This is a genomic window from Haloarchaeobius ordinarius (assembly GCF_051801355.1).
Lineage (GTDB): Archaea > Halobacteriota > Halobacteria > Halobacteriales > Natrialbaceae > Haloarchaeobius.
This window is the reverse complement of sequence record NZ_CP196560.1, coordinates 2,432,878-2,452,285: the sequence shown is the minus strand read 5'-3', so window position 1 is coordinate 2,452,285 and position 19,408 is coordinate 2,432,878. Positions and strand designations below refer to the sequence as shown.

Genomic DNA, 19,408 nt, shown 5'->3' with positions numbered 1-19,408 from the left:
CGTTCATAGTGTCTTCACGTCCAGGATGTTCACGACTTCACCTTCGCCGAGCACCGTCGCCCCGCTCAGGCCGGGGATGCCGCCGAGCACGCCCTCGAAGGGCTTGACGACGACCTCCTGTTGTCCGCGGACCTCGTCGCAGTGGACCGCGATGGGCCGGACCTCGCTCCGGATGCGCAGGTACATCCCGTCGCCGTTGCGCGGGGTACCGGGCGTCTCGAGCGCCTCGTTCAGGCGGATAAGCGGGAGCGTCTCGTCGCCGTCGACGATGACCTCCTGCCCGTCCTCCTCGCGGACATCGACCGCCGGGCCGATGTCGCGCACGGCGTTGACCGGGACGCCGAACTCCTCGTCACCGGACTCCACGAACAGCACGTCCGCGATAGCGACGGTGACGGGCAGCAGCATCCGGATGGTGGTCCCTTCGCCCTGTTCGGACTCGACGGTAACCGTCCCGTCGAGGTCGTTGACGGTACTCTTGACGACGTCCATCCCCACACCACGGCCAGAGACGTCGGTAACCTCCGACGCCGTCGATAGCCCGGGGTGGAAGACGAGTTCGTACGCCTCCGAATCCGAGAGTGCGTCGGCCTCCTCGTCCGTGAGGATGCCTTCTTCGACAGCCTCCTCGCGGAGGCGGTCGGCGTCGAGTCCACGACCGTCGTCTTCGACTTCGATGACGACCTGGTCACGGGCGCGCTCGACACGCAGGGTGACGTGGCCCTCGGCGGGCTTGTCACGGGCTTCGCGTTCCGCGGGGTCTTCGATACCGTGGTCGACCGCGTTGCGAACGATGTGGACCAGCGGGTCCGAGATCTGGTCGAGGATGGAACGGTCGACTTCGACGTTCTGGCCCTCCATCTCGAACGCGACCTGCTTGTCCTGTTCGCGGGAGATGTCGCGGACGACACGCGGGAGCGTGTTCACGACCATCTTCACTGGGACGAGTCGGACGTCCATCACGGTGTCCTGGAGTTCACCGGTGAGGTCTTCCAGTTCGTCCAGTTCGTCGTCGAGTTCGGCGGGGTCGGCCCCCTCCTCGACGGTGCGCCGAAGCCGCACACGGCTGGTGACCAGTCCCTCGACGAGGTTCAACAGGCGGTCGACCTGCTCGACGTCGACGCGGATGGACTGTATCTCGCCCTCCGTATCGGCGTCTTCGGCCTCGTCCGAGAGTGTCTGGATGTCTACCTCGTACTCGGAGGCGTCGACGACCGGCCCGCTCGTTGCGGACTCGGCTGACTCGTCGTCTTCGCCCGCGGCCGACGAACCGGCGGGGGGGTCGTCGAAGTCGCCGTAGTCGACCCCGGGGTCGTCGAAGCCACCGAAATCGCCGGTGTCGGTGGCCGTCTCACCCCCGGTGTCGAACTCGCTTTCGCCGATGGCGTCGAAGTCACCGGTCTCGACGGCCGTTTCGGAAGTGGCCGTGGTGTCCGATGCGTCGAGTTCGAACTCGCCGACTTCGACATCGTCCAGGTCGCGGTCCGAGCGGGCACGGGCCCGTTCGAGGGGAGAGCGGTCGTCGTCGGTCTCCTCGGCCGTCGGCTGTTCGTCGGTCTCGGCACCGTCGTCGGCGTCGAGGTCGTCGGTCTCGGGAGCGTCGGTATCGACGTCCCCGGTGTCTCTGTCCTCGAATCCACTGTCAGCCTCGACAACGTCCTGGGCCGCGGCGGCCGGTTCGGACGGGTCGGCAGCGTCGAGTTCGAAGTCGTCGCCGAGGTCGTCGTCGAAGCCGCCGACGTCGACGCCGCTGTCGAAGTCGCCCGCCTCGTCGAAGCCACCGGTACTGGAGTCACCGAAGCCTCCGGAACCGGCGTCGTCCGAATCGTCGTCGGTACTGCCATCGGCCGAATCGTCAGTATCGACTTCGGTGGACGCGCCGGCCTCCACGGCTTCGTCGGCTTCGACGACGTCCGCGGTCTCGGACGCCGACCCGACGGGCTCTTCGGATTCCGACTCGGCCGACTCCGGCGGAGCGTCCGCCTCGACGTCGGTGTCGACGGTCTCGGCAGCGGACTCTGCGTCCGCAGCGTCGACCGAATCCGACTCGTCTATCACGTCGGCTGGCTGGGAATCGTCCGCGGCGTCCGCCTCGACGTCGGTGTCCATCGATTCCGACACGTCACCGGCTGCGTCCGCCGCCGACTCGGTTCCCGTCTCCTCCTCGAGGAGGTCGTCGACCTCGTCGTCGAACGCGTCCTCGGCGTCGGTATCGCTCACGTCGGCCGTATCTGCCGTGTCGGCGTCTTCGGCCGCTTCGAACGCCTCGGCGACGTCCGGCTCTGTCTCGGCACCGGTTCCGACGTCGTCGGTGAGGTCGTCCGCGACCTCGTCGTCGCCAGCGTCTTCGAAGCCGGCGATTTCGTCGTCGCCGACGAGTTCCGCCATGGTGACTTCGTCCTGTCCGCTACCGATTTCGGACTCCGCCTGCGAGAAGAAGTCGTCGTCGCTCTCCTCGAAGTCGTCGCCGAGGAGTTCGTCGAAGCCGACTTCCTCCTCGTCGGAGTACTCGTCGAACTCCAGTTCTGCGAGTTCGTCCTGCAGTTCGTCGAAGCCGACCGGGTCGACCTCCGCCTTGAGCTCCGCGAACGTCGCGGCCGCGTCGTCGACCTCCTCGTCGGGGTCTTCGGCGGGTTCCGGCTCCGGTTCGGGCGTGCTCTCGACGCCGGTGGACTCGTCGTCCTCGAAGCCGAGGTCGTCGTCGGCGACGGAGTCACCGAAACCGTCGTCGGTCCCGTCGGCCTCGTCGCCGAAGTCGAGGTCGTCGAACGAACCTGCGTCTCCGAGGTCGTCGAACCCGGAGACGTCGTCCATCTCCTCGACCATGGCGTCGAGGTCGTCGTACTCGTCGAACTCGGAGAGGAGGTCGTCGACGGACATGTCCTGTGCGGTCTCGGAGTCGATGTTCGAGCCCGGGTCCTCCTCGAAGAGGTCGTCGAACTCGTCGTCCATCACGTCCTCCTCGACGCGTGACGCCTCGTAGCGGTCGGTCACCTCCGTGATGCGGTCGTCCGCGACCGCGTCGACAGGGTCGAGTGCGGCGGAGATGGCCGCTTCGCCGACGGCACTACCGAACACCGCGTCGACCGTCCCGTCGTACTCGCCCGAGGCGAGCGTCTCTTCGTCCGGGACGGTCCCGAGAAGGTCGAACGCGTCCGCGAGCGCCTTCACGACCAGTCGGCCGTTTTGCTGCTCGTCGGACTCGTTGATGGCGAGGCGGACGTGGTAGACGTCGTGGTTCTCGTCGGCGAGGTCGGTCGCGGCCTCGATCGCCTCGTCCAGGGCCGCGTCGTCAGGGTCCGAGATGGTCGGGATACCCGTTTCGGCCGCTTTGACCGCACGAAGTGTCTCGATCGTCTCCGACGCATCCGTCCGAATCTCACCGGACGCACGGAGGTCGTCGAGCATCGTCTCGAGTTCGTCGACGCCGGCGAAGATCTCGTCCATGAGTTCCGGCGTGACGGCGACCTGCCCGGACCGAACGCCTTCGAGCAGGTCTTCTATCGCGTGTGCGAGGTTCGACGCTTCCTCGAAGCCCATCGCGCCAGCGTTCCCCTTCAGGGTGTGTGCCATCCGGAAGATGCGGCCCATCGCTTCGTCGTCGTCGGGGTCGCGCTCGAGCTCGAGAAGTGCATTGTTCAGCTCGGTGATGTTCTCTTCGGACTCCTGCACGAAGTCCCTGAGGTACTCATCCATGGGTCTGTGCCTCCTGGGTGAAGACGGTACAGATGCCCTCGGGGATGTCGTCGGCCGGGAGCACCTGGTCGACGCACCCGGTCTCGATAGCCTTCTGCGGGATACCGAAGACCGGGCTCGATTCTTCGTCCTGTGCGATGGTCGCGCCACCGGCCGCCTTGATGGCGGCGATGCCGGCCGCGCCGTCCTTTCCCATGCCCGTCAGCGTGACACCACAGAGCGGGTCCGAGACGCGCTCGGCCGCCGTCTCCATGGTCACGTCGATGGCGGGACGGACGCCGTGGCGGCGTTCCTCCTGGGTGAGTCTGACGCGGACGTTCCCCGCGACGTTCGAAACGACTTCCATGTGGTAGTCCCCGCGTGCGATGGCGATGTCGCCGTCGCGCAGCCGCAGCCCGTCGCTCGCCTCGTAGACGTCGTAGTTCGACAGTCTGTCGAGGCGGGCAGCGAGCCGGTCGGTGAACGACGCCGGCATGTGCTGGACGACGAGGACCTTCGCACCGAGCGCGACGGGGAGGCTCGTGACGATCTGTTCGACGATCTTCGGCCCGCCAGTCGACGCGCCGATGACGACGGTCGGGTGCTTCACGTACGGACCGCTCGTCGCCGGTTCGCTCCCCGGTTCGTCGGCGGTATCTGACCGGCCGTCTGGCGCTCCGGCTGCGGCTTTCGCCGTTGCCCGGGTCCGCGCCATAGAACTCGCGTCCACGCCTTCGACGGCCTGGACCTTCTCGACGAGTCGGTCAGCGAGGCTGGCGATGTTCGGCGAGACCTCACCGCTCGGTTTGGCGAGGAAGTCGACGGCACCCCGGTCGAGCGCTTCGAACGTCTCGTCTGCCCCTTCGCTCGTGTGCGCGCTGAGCATCAGGATTGGGGTGGGGTTGGTCGCCATTATCTCGGTGACGGCTTCGATACCGTCCATGCCGGGCATCTGGACGTCCATCGTGACGATGTCGGGGTCGTGTTCTGCGACCGCCGCGACTGCTTTCTTGCCGTTGCTGGCGCTGTAGACCTCGTACCCGTTGTCCGCGAGGATGTTGCCGATGACCGTTCGCATGAACTGCGAATCGTCGACAACCAGCACGCTCGTCATGCAGGGACGACGTCTTTCAGCGCTTTTCGCACGCTGGGTTCTTCGAATGGTTTGGTGACGTAGCCATCGGCACCGGCTTTGACCGCGAGCTTCATCTTCTCGCGCTGGCCAACCGATGTACACATGATGACCCGTGAACTTGGGTCCAGTTTCTTGATGGCGGCCGTCGCCTTGATTCCGTTACATTTCGGCATCACGATGTCCATCATCACGATGTCCGGATTCTCTTCTTTGTACAGTTTGACCGCTTCGGCCCCGTTGGACGCCTCTCCTACGATATCGTACTCGTCCTCCAGAATCTGCCTGAGGAGGTTCCGCATAAAATGAGAGTCGTCCACGATGAGCACCCCTGTCGACATTCAGTTAATACACCAAGCCACGGTAGACGAAGCGTAGACATAAATGCTGTTGCCCCGTTATCAGCGACGATAATCGGCAGAACGGACCGGTGACGACTCGCTTACCGGCGGAATCGACCCCTGCGATTCACTCGGCTCCTTGCCCGGACGCCTGGATGAGTCCTTTGATGTCCAGTAACCCCATCGTGTCGACGACTTGACCATCCTCTTCGCGGTAGATGACCGCGGTCACGAGTGGGTGGTCCGCGGCCTCGTCCTCGGCGTGCTCGCTAGGGACGATCGACCGCAGTGGAATCAACTCGACGCCGGTCACGTCGTCGACCCGGATACCGACGCCCTGCTTGTCCGCCGCGCGGTCGAAGACGATGATGCGCTGGCGGTTCACGTCCGCCGGTTCTTGCTCGACGTGGAAGTGGACGCGGGGTTCGATGACCGCGGTAATCTCCCCACGCAGGTCCATGATGCCGTCGATGGCCGGCGACGTTCGGGGGACGCGCGTCCACTCGTTGACCTTCACGATACTCTTGACGGCGTCCACGCTCACCGCGAGTGTCTGCTCACCGATGCGGAACACGACGAACCGTTCGACCTCGTCGGGTTCGCTCTCGGGCGAGCGGTCGCTCTGTATCTCGTGTTCGGGGTCTTCCTCCGGGTTCTCGACGTCTATGTCGAGCAACTCGTCTGGCAGGTCCGTTGACATCGTGTTGAGGTATCTCCCCGGGTGAGTAAAAACGTTGACCCCCGACCCGGGAAGGGCAATCGTCTCGTCAGGGGCCGAGGTCACCAGAACGCGAGCCTCGTCCACGCCAGGAACTGGACGGCAGCCATGGCAATCATGACCGCGACGGTCGGAAACGGCGACCGAACGACCGTGAACCGCCGGGCAGCCACGATTGCAAGGGGGGCGAGCAGGAGGCTCGACCAGCCGACCGTCGGCGGCAGGACCCCGACCACCGGGAGAAGCGCCAACAGTCCGAACGCGAGTCCACTGGTTCCAGCGTGTACCTGCCGGAGACGCTCGCGGGACCAGCGCGTCGGTAACGTCCGCTTACCGACCGTCTGGTCCGCCGTTCGGTCCGGCCACTGCGTCGTCAGCAGGTTCGTGAACACGTAGATGGCGAACGGGAGCACGGCGAGGACGGCACGTGCGTCGAGTGGCCCTCCGACGACCGCTACCCCGTACAGGGGCAACGCGAGGCCGCCGAGGGCCGCGTTCGTCACCTCTCCCAGTCCGTTCCAGGCGAGCGCCGGGCCGACCGAGTACGCCCAGCCGAACACGGCGACGATTACGAGCAGTGCGACCGACGCGCCGGACAGGACGCCCACAGAGGCCCCGGCGATGGTCACTGTCAGCCCGAGGGCGAGGCTCACGACCGCTGCCCGCAGCGCGAGGCACGGGGGCAGTCCTGTCCGGGACAGTGTACCGCTCCCGCCGGAGAACCGCGTCCGGTCGGTCAACGCGTCCGTCTCGTGGTCGGCGAACTCGTTGACGTAGTGGACGCTGGCAGCCGTCGGGAGCAGGGCGAGACACCCGTACAGCACGGGACCGAAAGTCAGGGTTCGCCCGCGCGCACCAGCCATCGCCACCCCGAGTCCGTAGACCAGAACGATGAGCGCGAGCTGGGGTGGACGAGACATCGTCCAGAGCGCTGACAACCGACGGGCCCACGCCGAATTCATGTCCGCAGGTAGCGTTTCGCGCCACCTAACACTGGACATCTGTCAGTGTAGTTATTACTTAAGGCGACCATAAGATTCAATTCTCATAATCGAGAATGGGTCATCGGATGGCTTCGACTAGCTGGCAGGGAGAGGGCGACGACCCTGCGACTGACGTACTCACGACGCTGGGAAACAAGTACAGTGCAGAGATTCTGTGTGCGGCACAGACACCGACGTCGGCACAGGAACTCAGCGACGAGGTCGGGATACCGATAGCGACGTGCTACCGGCGCATCGAGGAGCTGGTCGAGACGGGTCTCCTCCAGTGTGAGGGCCGACAGCTCTCGGACGAGGGGCGACGGACCAACGTCTATCGTCGAACGCTCGACCGGCTCGCCGTCGACTTCTCCAACCCCGGTCCCTCGTTCTCGCGCAAGGAACGCTCGGAGGCGAAGAACCGCCTGCAAGACAAGATGGACGAGTAGCTATCGTCCTGCCCCCTACTGGGACGAGGACGGAACACTGACCAGTACTTTCACGCGCTCCAGGATGTCTCACGACGAGTCTGGCCATCAGCAGATTCAAGTGATACTCGGATAATATCCAGATATGACTCCAGGTGCACTCGACGCGACCGAGCCGGCACTCCGCGACCTCACAGGACACGAACGGACGCTCCACGTCGGCCGCGACCGACCCATCCGAATCAGTGCAGGGCACCGCATCCTCCACCACGAGGGGAAGTGTTCGCGCCCCCACGGGCACAACTACGAGATCGCCGTCACCGTCACCGGAACCCTCAGCGAGGAAGGCTGGGTCGTCGACAAGGGCGATATTACCTCGATAATCGACGAGTGGGACCACCGGTTCCTCGTCGAGGACGGTGACCCGCTGGTCGACGCGTTCGAGGCGGCCGGCGACGCAGACGGACTGGTCGTGCTCGACCACCCGCCGACAGCCGAGGTGATGTCCCTGCTGCTCGAACAGAAGTTCATGGAGCGCCTCCCCGACAACGTCACCGACGTGTCAGTCCAGGTGGCCGAGACGGCTGAACTCTGCGGCGGGAGCGAGTTCTGAGATGCCCGTCACGACCGAGGCACCGCAGGAGGCCGAGGGTGAGACGGCCGGAGACCTCCCCATCAACGAGTTGTTCTACTCGGTGCAGGGCGAGGGCGTCCTCGCGGGCGTCCCGAGCGTGTTCGTCCGGACCAGCGGCTGCAACCTCAGATGCTGGTTCTGCGATTCGTACCACACCTCGTGGGAGCCGACCCACGCCTGGATGGACATCGAGGACATCGTCGCAGAGGTCGAGTCCCACGAACAGGCCGACCACGTCGTCGTCACCGGCGGCGAACCACTCATCCACGACGGCGTCGTCGACCTCCTGTACGAACTCGACGAGCGGGGGTATCACACCACCGTCGAGACGAACGGGACCATCTACCGCGACGCACCCATCGACCTCGCATCCATCTCGCCTAAACTGGCGAACAGCACGCCGACGACCGAGACCAGCCGAGACGACGGCGAACCCGTCGAGAGCGACGACTGGGCCGAACGACACGAACAGAATCGTATCGACGTGGACACGCTCGCCCGGCTGGTCGACGCCTACGACCGACAGCTCAAGTTCGTCGTCACCGGGCCAGCGGACATGCCCGAGATAGAATCGCTCGTCGCCGAGGTTCGAGCGGCTGCCCAGGGCCCCATCCGCGACGACGAGATACTGCTCATGCCGGAAGGTGCGACCCGCGACCGCCTCGCCGAGACGCGAAAGCCCGTCGCCGAACTCGCGATGGAATACGGCTACCGGTACACACCACGCTTGCACGTGGACCTCTGGAACGACGCCCCCGAGACCTGACGGCCCACACCGATGCACCACTACCCGCCCATCCCCGCCGCTGCAGACGCCCCCGAGGAGCTGTTCACCCAGGGACACCTCTGGCTGACCGAGAAACTGGACGGGGCCCATCTCCGGTTCACCCTGCGGGACACCGGTGTCCTCGACTTCGGTGACCGGACCCGCGTCTGGCCAGACGGCGAGATTCCGGAACAGTACGGCCACGCGGTTCGATACGTCCGCGAGACCGTCGACCGCGCCGCCCTGCAGGAGGCCGTCGACAGCGCGGGCGACCTCGTCGTCTACGGCGTGGCGATGCACCGCCAGACCATCGACTACGACTGGGACCGCGTTCCGAGCTTCGTCGGGTTCGACGTCTGGCGGGCCGACCGCGACGCCTTCCTTCCCCCCGACCTCGCCGAGAAGGTCGTCGAGGGAATCGGCCTGGTGGCGGTGAACACCTTCGACCGCGAGGTCCCGGCGAAACACTTCGACCCCGGGGGCTACGAGGTACCGGACTCCGCCTGGTACGACGGCCCCGCCGCGGGCGTCGTCGTGAAGAACAAGCGCGGCCTGCGGGCGACCATCCAGGCCGACCGCGTCGACCTGCAGGATGGCCCGGCCCCGGTCGACGCCACCGCCGACGAGTTCGCCGAGCGCGTCGTCACCGAGGGGATGGTCCGCCGCATCGTCCGCGACCTGACCGACCGCGCAGGCGGCAGCCCGCCACGGTCCGAAACCGTCCACCAGCGCGTCGTCGACCGCGTCTTCCGCGCCGAGTACGGCCGCATCACGCACCACGAGAGCACAGTCGACACGGCGACCGTCCGTTCGGCAGTCGCCGGCCGTGTTCAGACCTTGCTGAATCGCATCGACACTGACACAGACTGAGTACCACCCATGTCATCCGACACCACACCGACCGACGAATCGACCACCGACCACGACGAAAAGCGCGCCGTCGTCCTCGCCTCCGGCGGGATGGACTCCGCGACCGCCGCCTACGAGGCGAAATCGCGGGGCTACGACCTCTACTTGCTCCACACCTCCTACGGCCAGAACACCGAGGCCCGCGAGTACGAGTGCGCCCGCCAGCTCGCCGACGAGATCGACGCGGCGGACTTCCTCCACATCGAGACGAGTCACCTCGCGAAAATCGGCGCGTCCTCGCTGACCGACGACGACATCGACGTCGACGACGCCGACCCCGACAGCGACGAGATTCCGTCCTCGTACGTTCCGTTCCGGAACGCGAACTTGCTCTCGATGGCGGTCTCCTACGCCGAAGCGAACGACTGTGAGGCCGTCTTCATCGGCGCGCATTCCGAGGACTTCGCGGGCTACCCCGACTGCCGGCCCGCGTTCTTCGAGGCGTTCGAGAAGTTGGTCGACGTGGGGACGAAACCCGAGACCGACATCAGCATCGAGGCCCCGTTCGTCGAGTGGTCGAAGACCGACATCGCCCGCCGTGGCGTCGAACTCGACGTCCCCTACGAGCACACCTGGAGCTGCTACCGGGCGAACGAGCCAGCCTGCGGGACGTGTGACTCGTGTGCCTTCAGACTGGAGGCGTTCCAGAACGTCGGGGTGCGCGACCCCATCGAGTACGCCGAGCGCCCGAACTACGCGGACTCGGACGACTGACCGCCCTCTGTTTTCCCGTCTTCCGCCGCGTCGGCCTCCCGCGACCACACTGTCACCCCGATACCAGCGAGCACGACTGCCCCGCCCGCGAGCGTGAGCAGCCCTGGAACCTCCGCAAAGAGCGCCAGCGCGAGCAGAGCGCTCCCGACTGGCTCACCGAGCAGGGAGACGCTGACGACCCACGACTCGACCCGTTCGAGCACCCAGTTGACGACGGTGTGCCCGAAGATGCCTGGCCCGACCGCCATCGCGAGGAACAGCACCCACTCCCGTGGCGGATAGGCGAGCAGGTCGTGACCCTGCACCAGCACCACACCGAACAGGACCACGGTACAGGCCGCGTAGACGACCGTGACGTACGGGAAGACGCGAATCCGCTGGCGGAGCGACCGCCCTGCGAGCACGTAGCCGGAGGCCATCGCCGCGGCGCCCACCGCGAGCACGTTCCCGAGCAGTGGTGCACTGGCGGTCGTGCTCGAGGCCGCGTCGAGACCCATCAGTGACGCGCCGAGCACCGCGACGAGGATACCGACCACAGTCTTGGTCGTCACGCGCTCGTCGAGTATCGCCCAACCGCCCAGTGCGACGAACAGGGGCTGGGTCTGGACCAGGGTCGCGCTGGCGGCGATAGTGGTCAAATCGAGGCTCACGAACCACAGCGCGAAGTGGGCGGCGAGTGCGACACCGGCGACGAGGGCGACCACGAGGTCCTTCCGACCGATGCGCTGGAAGTCGCCGGACCCCCGGCGCAGGGCCAGCGGGGCGACGATGGCCGTCATGAACGCGACGCGGTAGAGCGCCTTCACCGTGCTCGGGGCCTCCGAGAGGCGGACGAGCGGCGCGCTCGTACTGACCGCGAGCACGGCCACGACGAGGGCGACCCACGGCGGCACGTCGTCGGTTCTGGCGGCGAGTCCGGCGAACACAGAGCCACCGATGCAATCGCCGGGCTTACTGCTTGCGGAATCGGCACTCCCGAACAGAATCGCGGGGGTTTACCACCCCCACCGAGTTCGACCGGACATGGACGAGGAGACGTCCGGCACGCTGCTAGTCCTCGTGTCGGCAGCAGCGTTCGGCACGCTCGGCATCTTCGGCAAACTCGCCGATGGTGCGGGCCTGACGGTGCCGACGCTCCTCACGTTCCGTTTTCTCATCGCCAGCTTGCTCGTCTGGGCCGTCCTCGGGGTGCGCGGTCAGGCCCGGTTCCTCACTGGCCGCGGTCTCGCGGTCGCCCTCGGGCTCGGAATCCTCGGCTACGCCCTGATGAGCGGGCTGTACTTCGTCGGGTTGGGTTACCTGACGGCGGGACTCGCGGGTATCGTCCTCTACACCTACCCCGCCTTCGTGGTGTGTCTCGCACTCCTGAGCGGCCGCGAGTCCGTCACGTCTCGACTCGTCGGGGCACTCGTGCTCTCGCTCGCGGGCGTCGCGCTGGTCCTCGGCGTGGACCCGGCCGGGGCAGACCCGCTCGGGGTCGGTATCGTGCTCGCCGCGGCCGTCGTCTACGCCGGTTACATCACGGCCAGTGGGATGGCGCTCGACTCCGTCGGTGCCCGGACGCTCACAGCCCACGTCCTCCCAGCGGCAGGGGGAGCCTTCCTCGCGGTCGGGACGCTGACCGGGACGCTGTCGGTTCCCGCGAGCACGACACAGTGGTCCGTCGTGGTCGGCATCGCACTCGTCGCCACCATCGTCCCTATCTTCACCTTCTTCGCGGGCATCGAACGCGTCGGTGCGAGCAGGGCCAGCGTGCTGAGCACTGTCGAACCGGCCGTGACCGTCGCGCTCGGGGCGGTGTACCTGTCCGAGCCGGTCACCGTGACGACCGTGGTCGGTGGGGTGCTGGTGCTCGCGGGAGTCGTGCTGGCCCAGACGTGAGAAGTCGGTTGTCGCCCGCTTACTCCGCGTCCGCCGGCGTGTCGAAGTCGTGGAAGTGCTCGCCTTTCTCCTTCGAGAGGACGTTCAGGGCGGCGGCCGCGCCGTCGCCCGCCGAGATGACGGCCTGCCACTCCTGGTCGCGGACCATCGCGCCGGTCGCGTAGGCGTTCTCGACGCTGGTCTCCATGGAGACGCCGACGTCGACCACGTCGCCATCGAAGGCACAGCCGAGCCCTTCGGCGAGGTCGCGCTTCGCACCGGTCGCGAGCACGACGTAGTCCGCCTCGTACTCGTCGTCCTCGGTCGTGACGGTGAAGCCGCCGTCCGTCGCCTCGACGCCGGTCACCTCCTCGCCCTGATGGCGGTCGACGCCGAAGTCGTCCACCTGCTCGCGCGAGCCGTCCATGAACGCCGACCCGTCCTCGGACTCGATACCGAGGTAGTTGAACAGATGTGCTTTGTGCATCCACGTCCCGTCCGTGTCGAAGACTGTCGTGTCGAGGCCGTTCTTCGCGGTGAACAGGGCAGCGGACAGGCCTGCCGGTCCGCCACCGACGACGATTACGTGTGCCATGCGAGGATGTAGCACGGGATTGCAGAAAAGACTCGTGCTACCCCGACGCCCGTGCCGCTATCTCGGTCAGGGTTCGAGGAGCCGTTTCGTCGCCCGGTGGCGCGCCCGGAACATCGGCTCGAAGCCGACCCACGCCAGCGGCCCGACCGCGTCACCCAGGCCGTCCAGCGGAAGCCGGTACTCGACCCTGTCGACGACCTTCGTCCCGCCGTCGGTCGCATAGAAACTGTGGGTGTGCACCCACCGGCGGAAGGGCCCGCCACGCATCTCGTCGCGGAAGTACGCCGCGCCGTCCTCCTCGTGACGGTCCGTGATGACGGAGGTCCAGCGCTGCCGAGGACCGACGTTCAACGGGCGCATCGACATCGCTATCTCTGACCCGGCATCGAGTGTTCCCGGGTCGGACTCGCCGGCCGGCCCCGTGACCGACTCGATGCGGAGGTGCATCCAGTCGGGCGTGAGGGCTTCGAGACCGGAGACCTTCGAGTGAAACTCCCAGACCCTCTCGAAGGGCGCGCGGACGACGGTCTCGCGCTGGTAGACGGGCATGGCCGAAAGTAAGGAGAGTACCGCAAAAAGGACGCGGGATGCGGAAGCGGAGGTAGCGGGGCGACCTGGTCGCTACTTCAGGCGTTCCTGCAGGAACGAGGGGTGGGCAGCCGTCACACCCTCGATGCCGAGTATCTCGTCGTGGATGACGTCACCGAGCGCGTCGCCGTCGGCCGCGCGAACCTCGGCCATCAGCATGTGGTCGCCGCTAGAGGTGTACAGCGACTCGACCGAGTCGAGTTCTTTCAGGGTGCGCGTCGTCTCGACGTAGCTTCCACTGTCGACGTCGATACCGACCAGCGCGATGGACTGGCTGGAGAGCTTCTTCGGGTCCACGTCTGCCGAATAGCCGACGATGACGCCCTCCTCTTCGAGCTGTCGGATGTACTTTCTGACCGTCGGTTTCGAGACGTCCGCCCGGTCCGCTATCTCCGCATAAGAGGCCTGGGCATCCTCTTCGAGAACAGAGAGGATACGGTCGGCCGTCGACTGCGTGCTCATACCCTAAGGATTTTCGCAGGCAGAAAAATATCTTTTGAATCCGTGAACCGGTTCTCGCGTTGCGAGACGACCGGCGTGGTCGGCGAGTTACTTGTGGCGCTCGAGCAGGTCGTAGCTACGCTCCCACTCGTAGTCGTCGTCGAAGTAGCGCTCCGCGAGCGGCTCTTCGGGCATCTCGCCGATGGCCTTCTTCTGTGCCTGGTAGGACTCGGCCTCGTCGTCGACGTAGTAGCGACCGGTGAGGACCTCGCCCTCGTAGAGTTTGTTCTCGGTCTCGAACATCATGCGCGAGGCCTCCTCGCGGTCGTGGATGTCGTGCTCGTAGTCGTCGGAGTCCTGGATGTCGATGTAGGGGACGTACTGGCGGGCGTCCTTGTTCCAGGTCGGGCACTGGGTCAGGAAGTCGACGTGGGCGAACCCGTCGTGCTCGATGGCCTCCTTGATTATCTCCTTGGCCTGGTTCGGGTTGACCGCGGCGGTGCGGGCGATGTACGTCGCACCGGAGGTCAGGGCCAGCGAGAGCGGCCGAATCGGCGACTTCGTGTTGCCGTGCGGCGTCGTCTTCGACTTGTGGCCCTTCGGGGAGGTGGGCGAGGTCTGACCCTTCGTCAGGCCGAAGACCTCGTTGTTGAACACGATGTAGGTCATGTCGTGGTTCTCCCGGGCGGTGTGCATGAAGTGGTTCCCGCCGATACCGTAGCCGTCACCGTCACCGCCGGCGGCGATGACTTCGAGGCCGTCGTTGGCGAGCTTGGCGGCACGGGCGACCGGCAGCGAGCGGCCGTGGATGGTGTGGAAACCGTAGCCGTCGAGGTAGCTGTTCAGCTTGCCGGAACAGCCGATACCCGTGACGGTCAGGACCTCCTCGGGGTTCAGGCCGACTTCCGGGAGCGCCTGCTTCAGCGCCTTGAGGACACCGAAGTCACCGCACCCCGGACACCACGTCGGCTGGGGTTCGTTCGTCGGTGTGTACTCGTCGCGGTCGATCTCTCGTTCTTCTCCGATTGCGTTGAATGCACTCATGGTCTAATCACCTGCTGCCGGCTCGATTCTGACCTGTGCGGCCGGTTCCTCGGAGCCGCCCTCGAGGTTGATCTCGTAGCCCTCGACGATTTCGGCGGGCTCGAACGGGTTGCCGTTGTACTTGAGCAGCGAGGAGAGCTTCTCGCCGTAGCGGCCGAGTTCCTTCTGCAGGAGCCCGCGGAACTGCGCCGTGGCGTTCATCTCGACGACCATCGCCTCGTCGACGCTGTCGATGAACTCGCTGACCTCGGTCTTCGGGAACGGCATCATGTCGGAGACGCTGATGCCTTTCACGGAGTGACCGGCGTCGTTGAGGCGTTCGACTGCCTCGACGACGCTGCCCTGGGAGGACCCCCACGTGATGATACCGTAGTCGGCGTCCTCCGGCCCGAAGTAGGTCTGCTGGGACTCGTGTTCGTCGTTCAGTTCTGCGCGGATGGACTCGAGCTTGCGCTTGCGGCGGTCCATCTGCAGGACGCGGTTGGTCGGGTCCTCGGCGATGTGGCCCGAGGGCCAGTGCTCGTTACCCGAGGCGAGGTAGCGACCGCCCTTCTGGCCCGGCAGCGAGCGCGGGCTGACGCCGTTCTCGGTGGCGTCGGGGTCGGACTGGAAGCGCTTGAACTTCCCGGCAACGTCGTGGGCCGCCTCTTCCAGTTCTGCCTCCGTGAGCGTCGAGCCGAGGGACGGGTCGGGCTCGCGGTCGAAGAAGCTCTCGTCGACGTTCTTGTTCTCGCCGGAGAGCTTCTGGTCGTAGATGATGAGGGTCGGAATCTGGTACTCGTAGGCGATGTGGAACGCCATTCGAGTCTGCTCGTACGCCTCCTCGATGTCGCCCGGCGCGAAGACGACGCGCTGGGAGTCGCCCTGACTCGTGTACAGGACGTGTTCGAGGTCACCCTGCTCGGGCTTGGTCGGCATCCCGGTCGACGGACCGGCACGCATGGACTCGATGAGGACGAGCGGCGTCTCGGTCATCTCGGCGAGACCGAGCGGCTCGGACATGAGCGCGAAGCCACCGCCGGAGGACCCGGACATGGCCTTGACACCCGCGTGACTGGCACCGACGGCCAGTGCGGCCGCGGCGATCTCGTCCTCGACCTGCTCGGAGATGCCGCCCATCTCGGGCAGGTTCTGGGACATGATGGTGAACACGTCGGTCCACGGCGTCATGGGGTAGCCGGCGATGAAGCGGCAGCCGGCGTCGATTGCACCGTAGGCGATGGCGTTCGACCCGGAGACGAGGACCTGTTCCTCGTCGTGGCTGCCGGTGGGGACGCGGAGGTCGTGTTCGAAGTCGAACTCTTCCTCGGCGAGTTCGTAGGCTTCCTCGAGGATAGCGAGATTGTTCTCGAGGATGTCGCCGGACATCGCGTCCTCCATGAGGTCCTCGATGTGCTGGAGGTCCATGTCGAGGAGCGCGGCAGTGAGGCCGACACCGGCGGTGTTCCGCATGACCTCGCGGCCGTGTTCCTTCGCGAGACCGCGAAGGTCGAACGGGTAGAGATGCCACCCGTTCTCCTCGGCGCGAGCCTCGAGGTCGAGTTCCTCGATGTCCTCTTCGTCGAAGAGGCCGCTGTCGTAAACGATGACCCCGCCTTCGCGGAGGTCGTCGAGGTTCTCTGAGAGCGGTTTGATCTCTTCGTCGCCGTAGACGGCGTCTTCTTTCGGGTTACGGGCGAACGAGTCGCCAAGGGCGAGCAAGAAGTTGTACCCGTCTCCCCGTGACTGTACCTCGTGCCCCGCTGCGCGGATTTCCACGTACGTATGGCCACCACGGATACGCGACGGATAGTGGCGGTGTGTGAAGATGTGCAATCCGGCACGCATCAGGGCTTTCGCGAAATTCTGGCTCGTCGAGTCGATTCCGTCACCGGAACCGCCTGCGATTCGCCAGATGAGTTCGTCATCAGTCATGCTCGGTAATCACGGCCCCTCGCTGAGACCTTAGTGCTGTAAAGTTCGATAGAGTGCGACTAAAGCCTTTGCTATACATTAGCACGGATTAATTGTGATAAACGGTGAAACCAGTTGCAAATTTCGCGATATGTGCTACCGGTACTCACGTTCGCGTTAGCATCTGCTCTTGCTTCAGAATCGCGTACCTCCCGCATGAGTTCGGAGACGAGACACCCACTCGGAGCGAAGGGCACGGGCCTGCCGATTCGAGTGACGAAGACCCGACCACTCGAACGCTGGTTCCGATACGCGTTGCTCGGGCCCTTCGCGAACCTGTTGTTACGGACCTCGCTTGGCGACCGATTCGACGACGCGCTGACCCTCGCCCGCGTGACCGACCCGGTCGCTGACACGACCCGGACGAAACGAATCGGTCTCCACCACCTGCCACACAACGAGAACCGATTGTACGTCATCGCCCACGGTGACTGGTGGGAACCACTCACCGAAGGCGCGACGCTCTACCTCCTGCTGGACGACGACTGGCAGCCGGTCACTGTCACCGTCTCGGACCGACGACGCTCCGTCGCCCGGTTCGCCCGCGACTACGTCGCAGCGTACGGACGGGATGCCGGGAAGAAACTCGGCGTGCTCGTCGAGGGCGAAGGAGAACCGATTCGTGCGCACTTTCTTCGAGCCCTCGAAGGGACGGCGCTCCTGACCATCGACCTGCCAGGGGACGGCGATGGTGGAGTGTCCGACCACGAAATCGGTGGCCCGTTCGTGCCCGCGAGTTCACACAAGTAACCCACCCGTCAGAAGCAACACACCACTGCCCCGCAAACAAACCACTGCCCCGAGAGGAGATGGCCCGCGTTATCGTCGCGCAGCACCTAGCTTCTGCATGGCAGCCTCGACGGCCTCGTCGCCGATGCGGGTCGAGCGTGTCGAGCCTGCGCCACGGCCACTCGTCAAACTCGTCAATCCACTCGTTCGGCTGCTACTGGCCTCACCACTCCACGTGTTCCTGAGCCACTGCTTCTGTCTCCTCCGGTTCACCGGCCGCAAGACGGGCCGCGCGTACTCGATTCCGGTCACCTACTGGGAGGTCGACGATGGGTACGACGTCGCCATCATCACCCGGTCGGACTGGTGGAAGAACTTCGAGGGGGGTCGGGAAGTCGAACTCCGACTCCGCGGCCGGACCGTCCAGGGCATCGCGACAGCCGTCCCAGACGAGAAAGCGGTGGCGGCCTTCGCCCGCGCGAGGCTGGTGGAACGACCTGCCAACGCCCGACTGCTCGGGCTCAGAATCGAAGGACACCGTCTCCCGACCGTCGGAGAACTCGTTCCGGCGGTCACCGACACGGTGTTGCTCCGTATCACACTCCTCGACGCGGACTGACCCGACCGACAGCCGACGGCCCTGTCACCGCGGGCGGGACGGGTGGTAGTCGGTATCGTACTCGCCGACCTTCCCGTCGACGCGGTCCGGGTTGATTTGCCCACCCAGGAGCATGAAGTCGACGAGCGTCAGGGCCAGCATCGCTTCGACAACGGGCACACCGCGCGGGGGTAGCACGGGGTCGTGGCGACCGATGACCTGTGCCTCGACCTCCTCACCGGTCTCCCAGTCCACCGTCTTCTGTTTCTTCGGGATGGACGTCGGCGCGTGCAGGGTCACCTCCCCGTAGATGGGTTCACCGGTGCTGATACCGCCCTGGATGCCGCCGTGGTCGTTCTCGACCGGTTTCGGGTCGCCGCCGGGGCCGAACTCCCAGTCGTCGTTGCGTTCGCTCCCCGTGTAGCGACGGGCCTCGCGACCGAGGCCGAACTCGAACGCGGTCGTCGCCGGGACCGCCATCATGGCCTGTCCGAGTCGAGCAGAGAGCGAGTCGAACCGGGGTGCGCCGAGGCCGCGGGGCGCGCCACGGACCTCGAAGTAGATGCTCCCGCCGATGGAGTCGCCCTCCTTCTGGTACTCGTTGATACGGTCGCGCATCTTCTCGGCCGTCGCCGGGTGGGCACAGCGGACCTCGTTCTCCTCGGTGTGTTCGAGCATCTCGTCCCACGTCACCTCGGGTGCTTCGATGTCACCGATCTGGTTGACGTGGGCCTTTATCTCGACCCCCTCCTGGGCCAGGAGTTTTTGCGCGATTGCTCCCGCGGCGACCCAGTTCACCGTCTCGCGAGCCGAGGAACGGCCGCCGCCACCCCAGTTGCGCGTCCCGAACTTCGCCGAGTAGGTGAAGTCCCCGTGGCTCGGCCGGGGGGCGGTGATGAAGGGTTCGTACTTGCCGGACTGTGCGTCCTTGTTCTCGATGACCATCCCGATGGGGGTCCCCGTCGTGTAGCCATCCTGGAGTCCGGACTTGATGGAGACCGCGTCGGGTTCGCCCCGACTCGTGGTTATCATCGACTGGCCTGGCTTGCGTCGGTCGAGCTCTCGCTGGATGTCGTCCTCGTCGAGTTCGAGGCCGGCGGGACAGCCCGAAACCGTCACGCCCATCGCCTCACCGTGGCTCTCGCCGAACGTCGATATCTGGAAGAGCCGACCGAACCGGTTCCCGTTCATACCCTCGTTTCCGGTTCCCGGGGATTTAGGTGTTGTACAAGGTGCAAGAAGCGACTGTTCGTCCCGCTTCCCTCCCGGGGTTCAAGTGAGAGGGCGCGGCCAACACCCGTGT

General features: G+C 65.7%; 20 protein-coding genes. 8 read left to right on the top strand and 12 right to left on the bottom strand.

The window, feature by feature from the left end:
- Positions 1 to 3 precede the first annotated feature (3 nt).
- The 5 genes from ACSC1R_RS12810 to ACSC1R_RS12790 form a co-directional block, all read right to left on the bottom strand.
- A complete protein-coding gene (locus ACSC1R_RS12810; RefSeq protein ID WP_439026126.1) occupies positions 4 to 3,696 on the bottom strand; it encodes an Hpt domain-containing protein in 3,693 nt (1,230 codons plus the stop codon).
- Positions 3,689 to 4,789: a chemotaxis-specific protein-glutamate methyltransferase CheB gene (cheB, locus tag ACSC1R_RS12805; protein ID WP_439026125.1), complete on the bottom strand. Its 1,101-nt coding sequence runs from the start codon at positions 4,787 to 4,789 to the stop codon at positions 3,689 to 3,691. Before cheB ends, ACSC1R_RS12810 begins: the two co-directional genes overlap by 8 nt.
- Positions 4,786 to 5,148: a chemotaxis protein CheY gene (cheY, locus tag ACSC1R_RS12800; RefSeq protein ID WP_089733104.1), complete on the bottom strand. Its 363-nt coding sequence runs from the start codon at positions 5,146 to 5,148 to the stop codon at positions 4,786 to 4,788. Before cheY ends, cheB begins: the two co-directional genes overlap by 4 nt.
- Before the next feature lie 127 nt (positions 5,149 to 5,275).
- Positions 5,276 to 5,848 (bottom strand): chemotaxis protein CheW, encoded by a 573-nt coding sequence (locus tag ACSC1R_RS12795; RefSeq protein ID WP_439026124.1) that lies wholly within the window; start codon positions 5,846 to 5,848, stop codon positions 5,276 to 5,278.
- A gap of 80 nt (positions 5,849 to 5,928) precedes the next feature.
- Entirely contained in the window at positions 5,929 to 6,828 is a 900-nt protein-coding gene (locus tag ACSC1R_RS12790; protein ID WP_439026123.1) for a prenyltransferase, read from the bottom strand.
- A gap of 107 nt (positions 6,829 to 6,935) precedes the next feature.
- On the opposite strand from ACSC1R_RS12790, the gene ACSC1R_RS12785 reads away from it, so the two are divergent.
- The 5 genes from ACSC1R_RS12785 to queC all read left to right on the top strand — a co-directional run bounded on the left by ACSC1R_RS12785 (position 6,936) and on the right by queC (position 10,297).
- Positions 6,936 to 7,295: a helix-turn-helix domain-containing protein gene (locus ACSC1R_RS12785; RefSeq protein ID WP_439026122.1), complete on the top strand. Its 360-nt coding sequence runs from the start codon at positions 6,936 to 6,938 to the stop codon at positions 7,293 to 7,295.
- 124 nt (positions 7,296 to 7,419) lie between these two features.
- Entirely contained in the window at positions 7,420 to 7,887 is a 468-nt protein-coding gene (locus ACSC1R_RS12780; RefSeq protein ID WP_439026121.1) for a 6-pyruvoyl trahydropterin synthase family protein, read from the top strand.
- Position 7,888: 1 nt separating this feature from the next.
- Positions 7,889 to 8,674, top strand: a complete 786-nt coding sequence (locus ACSC1R_RS12775; protein ID WP_439026120.1) for a 7-carboxy-7-deazaguanine synthase QueE — start codon at positions 7,889 to 7,891, stop codon at positions 8,672 to 8,674.
- Between the two features lie 12 nt (positions 8,675 to 8,686).
- Positions 8,687 to 9,544: an RNA ligase family protein gene (locus tag ACSC1R_RS12770; RefSeq protein WP_439026119.1), complete on the top strand. Its 858-nt coding sequence runs from the start codon at positions 8,687 to 8,689 to the stop codon at positions 9,542 to 9,544.
- Between the two features lie 9 nt (positions 9,545 to 9,553).
- Entirely contained in the window at positions 9,554 to 10,297 is a 744-nt protein-coding gene (gene queC / locus ACSC1R_RS12765; protein WP_439026118.1) for a 7-cyano-7-deazaguanine synthase QueC, read from the top strand.
- Here the strand turns inward: queC and ACSC1R_RS12760 are convergent.
- Positions 10,276 to 11,223, bottom strand: a complete 948-nt coding sequence (locus ACSC1R_RS12760) for a DMT family transporter (protein WP_439026117.1) — start codon at positions 11,221 to 11,223, stop codon at positions 10,276 to 10,278. The two genes, queC and ACSC1R_RS12760, sit on opposite strands and share 22 nt — an antisense overlap.
- Positions 11,224 to 11,320: 97 nt before the next feature.
- Between ACSC1R_RS12760 and ACSC1R_RS12755 the strand changes: the two genes are divergently transcribed.
- Positions 11,321 to 12,178, top strand: coding sequence for a DMT family transporter (locus ACSC1R_RS12755; protein WP_439026116.1), 858 nt, complete (start codon positions 11,321 to 11,323; stop codon positions 12,176 to 12,178).
- A 19-nt stretch (positions 12,179 to 12,197) separates the two neighbouring features.
- Here the strand turns inward: ACSC1R_RS12755 and ACSC1R_RS12750 are convergent, their stop codons facing one another.
- From ACSC1R_RS12750 to ACSC1R_RS12730, 5 genes are all read right to left on the bottom strand, one after another.
- On the bottom strand, positions 12,198 to 12,752 hold the full coding sequence (locus tag ACSC1R_RS12750) for an NAD(P)/FAD-dependent oxidoreductase (protein ID WP_439026115.1): 555 nt from the start codon (positions 12,750 to 12,752) through the stop codon (positions 12,198 to 12,200).
- Between the two features lie 66 nt (positions 12,753 to 12,818).
- Positions 12,819 to 13,301, bottom strand: a complete 483-nt coding sequence (locus ACSC1R_RS12745) for an SRPBCC family protein (protein WP_439026114.1) — start codon at positions 13,299 to 13,301, stop codon at positions 12,819 to 12,821.
- A gap of 72 nt (positions 13,302 to 13,373) precedes the next feature.
- On the bottom strand, positions 13,374 to 13,802 hold the full coding sequence (lrpA1, locus tag ACSC1R_RS12740; protein ID WP_439026113.1) for an HTH-type transcriptional regulator LrpA1: 429 nt from the start codon (positions 13,800 to 13,802) through the stop codon (positions 13,374 to 13,376).
- 87 nt (positions 13,803 to 13,889) lie between these two features.
- Positions 13,890 to 14,825, bottom strand: coding sequence for a thiamine pyrophosphate-dependent enzyme (locus ACSC1R_RS12735; protein ID WP_439026112.1), 936 nt, complete (start codon positions 14,823 to 14,825; stop codon positions 13,890 to 13,892).
- Between the two features lie 3 nt (positions 14,826 to 14,828).
- Positions 14,829 to 16,739 carry a 2-oxoacid:acceptor oxidoreductase subunit alpha gene (locus ACSC1R_RS12730; RefSeq protein ID WP_439026111.1) on the bottom strand — a complete coding sequence of 637 codons (1,911 nt, stop codon included), beginning with the start codon at positions 16,737 to 16,739 and terminating at the stop codon, positions 14,829 to 14,831.
- 195 nt (positions 16,740 to 16,934) lie between these two features.
- Here ACSC1R_RS12730 and ACSC1R_RS12725 point away from each other — a divergent pair, with 195 nt between their 5' ends.
- Positions 16,935 to 17,528: a hypothetical protein gene (locus ACSC1R_RS12725; protein WP_439026110.1), complete on the top strand. Its 594-nt coding sequence runs from the start codon at positions 16,935 to 16,937 to the stop codon at positions 17,526 to 17,528.
- A gap of 97 nt (positions 17,529 to 17,625) precedes the next feature.
- A complete protein-coding gene (locus ACSC1R_RS12720) occupies positions 17,626 to 18,126 on the top strand; it encodes a nitroreductase/quinone reductase family protein (protein WP_439026109.1) in 501 nt (166 codons plus the stop codon).
- A gap of 24 nt (positions 18,127 to 18,150) precedes the next feature.
- On the opposite strand, the gene aroC is transcribed toward ACSC1R_RS12720, so the two are convergent.
- A complete protein-coding gene (gene aroC / locus ACSC1R_RS12715) occupies positions 18,151 to 19,296 on the bottom strand; it encodes a chorismate synthase (RefSeq protein WP_439026108.1) in 1,146 nt (381 codons plus the stop codon).
- Positions 19,297 to 19,408 lie beyond the last annotated feature (112 nt).

What these genes read in the sequence shown, in the direction of transcription:
- ACSC1R_RS12745 (WP_439026114.1), bottom strand. Translation starts at nt 13,301, where the DNA reads ATGCCCGTCTACCAGCGCGAGACCGTCGTCCGCGCGCCCTTCGAGAGG.
- cheY (WP_089733104.1), bottom strand. Translation starts at nt 5,148, where the DNA reads ATGTCGACAGGGGTGCTCATCGTGGACGACTCTCATTTTATGCGGAAC.
- ACSC1R_RS12755 (WP_439026116.1), top strand. Translation starts at nt 11,321, where the DNA reads ATGGACGAGGAGACGTCCGGCACGCTGCTAGTCCTCGTGTCGGCAGCA.
- queC (WP_439026118.1), top strand. Translation starts at nt 9,554, where the DNA reads ATGTCATCCGACACCACACCGACCGACGAATCGACCACCGACCACGAC.
- ACSC1R_RS12720 (WP_439026109.1), top strand. Translation starts at nt 17,626, where the DNA reads ATGGCAGCCTCGACGGCCTCGTCGCCGATGCGGGTCGAGCGTGTCGAG.
- ACSC1R_RS12795 (WP_439026124.1), bottom strand. Translation starts at nt 5,848, where the DNA reads ATGTCAACGGACCTGCCAGACGAGTTGCTCGACATAGACGTCGAGAAC.
- ACSC1R_RS12785 (WP_439026122.1), top strand. Translation starts at nt 6,936, where the DNA reads ATGGCTTCGACTAGCTGGCAGGGAGAGGGCGACGACCCTGCGACTGAC.
- ACSC1R_RS12775 (WP_439026120.1), top strand. Translation starts at nt 7,889, where the DNA reads ATGCCCGTCACGACCGAGGCACCGCAGGAGGCCGAGGGTGAGACGGCC.
- ACSC1R_RS12810 (WP_439026126.1), bottom strand. Translation starts at nt 3,696, where the DNA reads ATGGATGAGTACCTCAGGGACTTCGTGCAGGAGTCCGAAGAGAACATC.
- ACSC1R_RS12735 (WP_439026112.1), bottom strand. Translation starts at nt 14,825, where the DNA reads ATGAGTGCATTCAACGCAATCGGAGAAGAACGAGAGATCGACCGCGAC.
- aroC (WP_439026108.1), bottom strand. Translation starts at nt 19,296, where the DNA reads ATGAACGGGAACCGGTTCGGTCGGCTCTTCCAGATATCGACGTTCGGC.
- ACSC1R_RS12770 (WP_439026119.1), top strand. Translation starts at nt 8,687, where the DNA reads ATGCACCACTACCCGCCCATCCCCGCCGCTGCAGACGCCCCCGAGGAG.
- cheB (WP_439026125.1), bottom strand. Translation starts at nt 4,789, where the DNA reads ATGACGAGCGTGCTGGTTGTCGACGATTCGCAGTTCATGCGAACGGTC.
- ACSC1R_RS12730 (WP_439026111.1), bottom strand. Translation starts at nt 16,739, where the DNA reads ATGACTGATGACGAACTCATCTGGCGAATCGCAGGCGGTTCCGGTGAC.
- ACSC1R_RS12780 (WP_439026121.1), top strand. Translation starts at nt 7,420, where the DNA reads ATGACTCCAGGTGCACTCGACGCGACCGAGCCGGCACTCCGCGACCTC.
- ACSC1R_RS12750 (WP_439026115.1), bottom strand. Translation starts at nt 12,752, where the DNA reads ATGGCACACGTAATCGTCGTCGGTGGCGGACCGGCAGGCCTGTCCGCT.
- ACSC1R_RS12725 (WP_439026110.1), top strand. Translation starts at nt 16,935, where the DNA reads ATGAGTTCGGAGACGAGACACCCACTCGGAGCGAAGGGCACGGGCCTG.
- ACSC1R_RS12790 (WP_439026123.1), bottom strand. Translation starts at nt 6,828, where the DNA reads ATGAATTCGGCGTGGGCCCGTCGGTTGTCAGCGCTCTGGACGATGTCT.
- lrpA1 (WP_439026113.1), bottom strand. Translation starts at nt 13,802, where the DNA reads ATGAGCACGCAGTCGACGGCCGACCGTATCCTCTCTGTTCTCGAAGAG.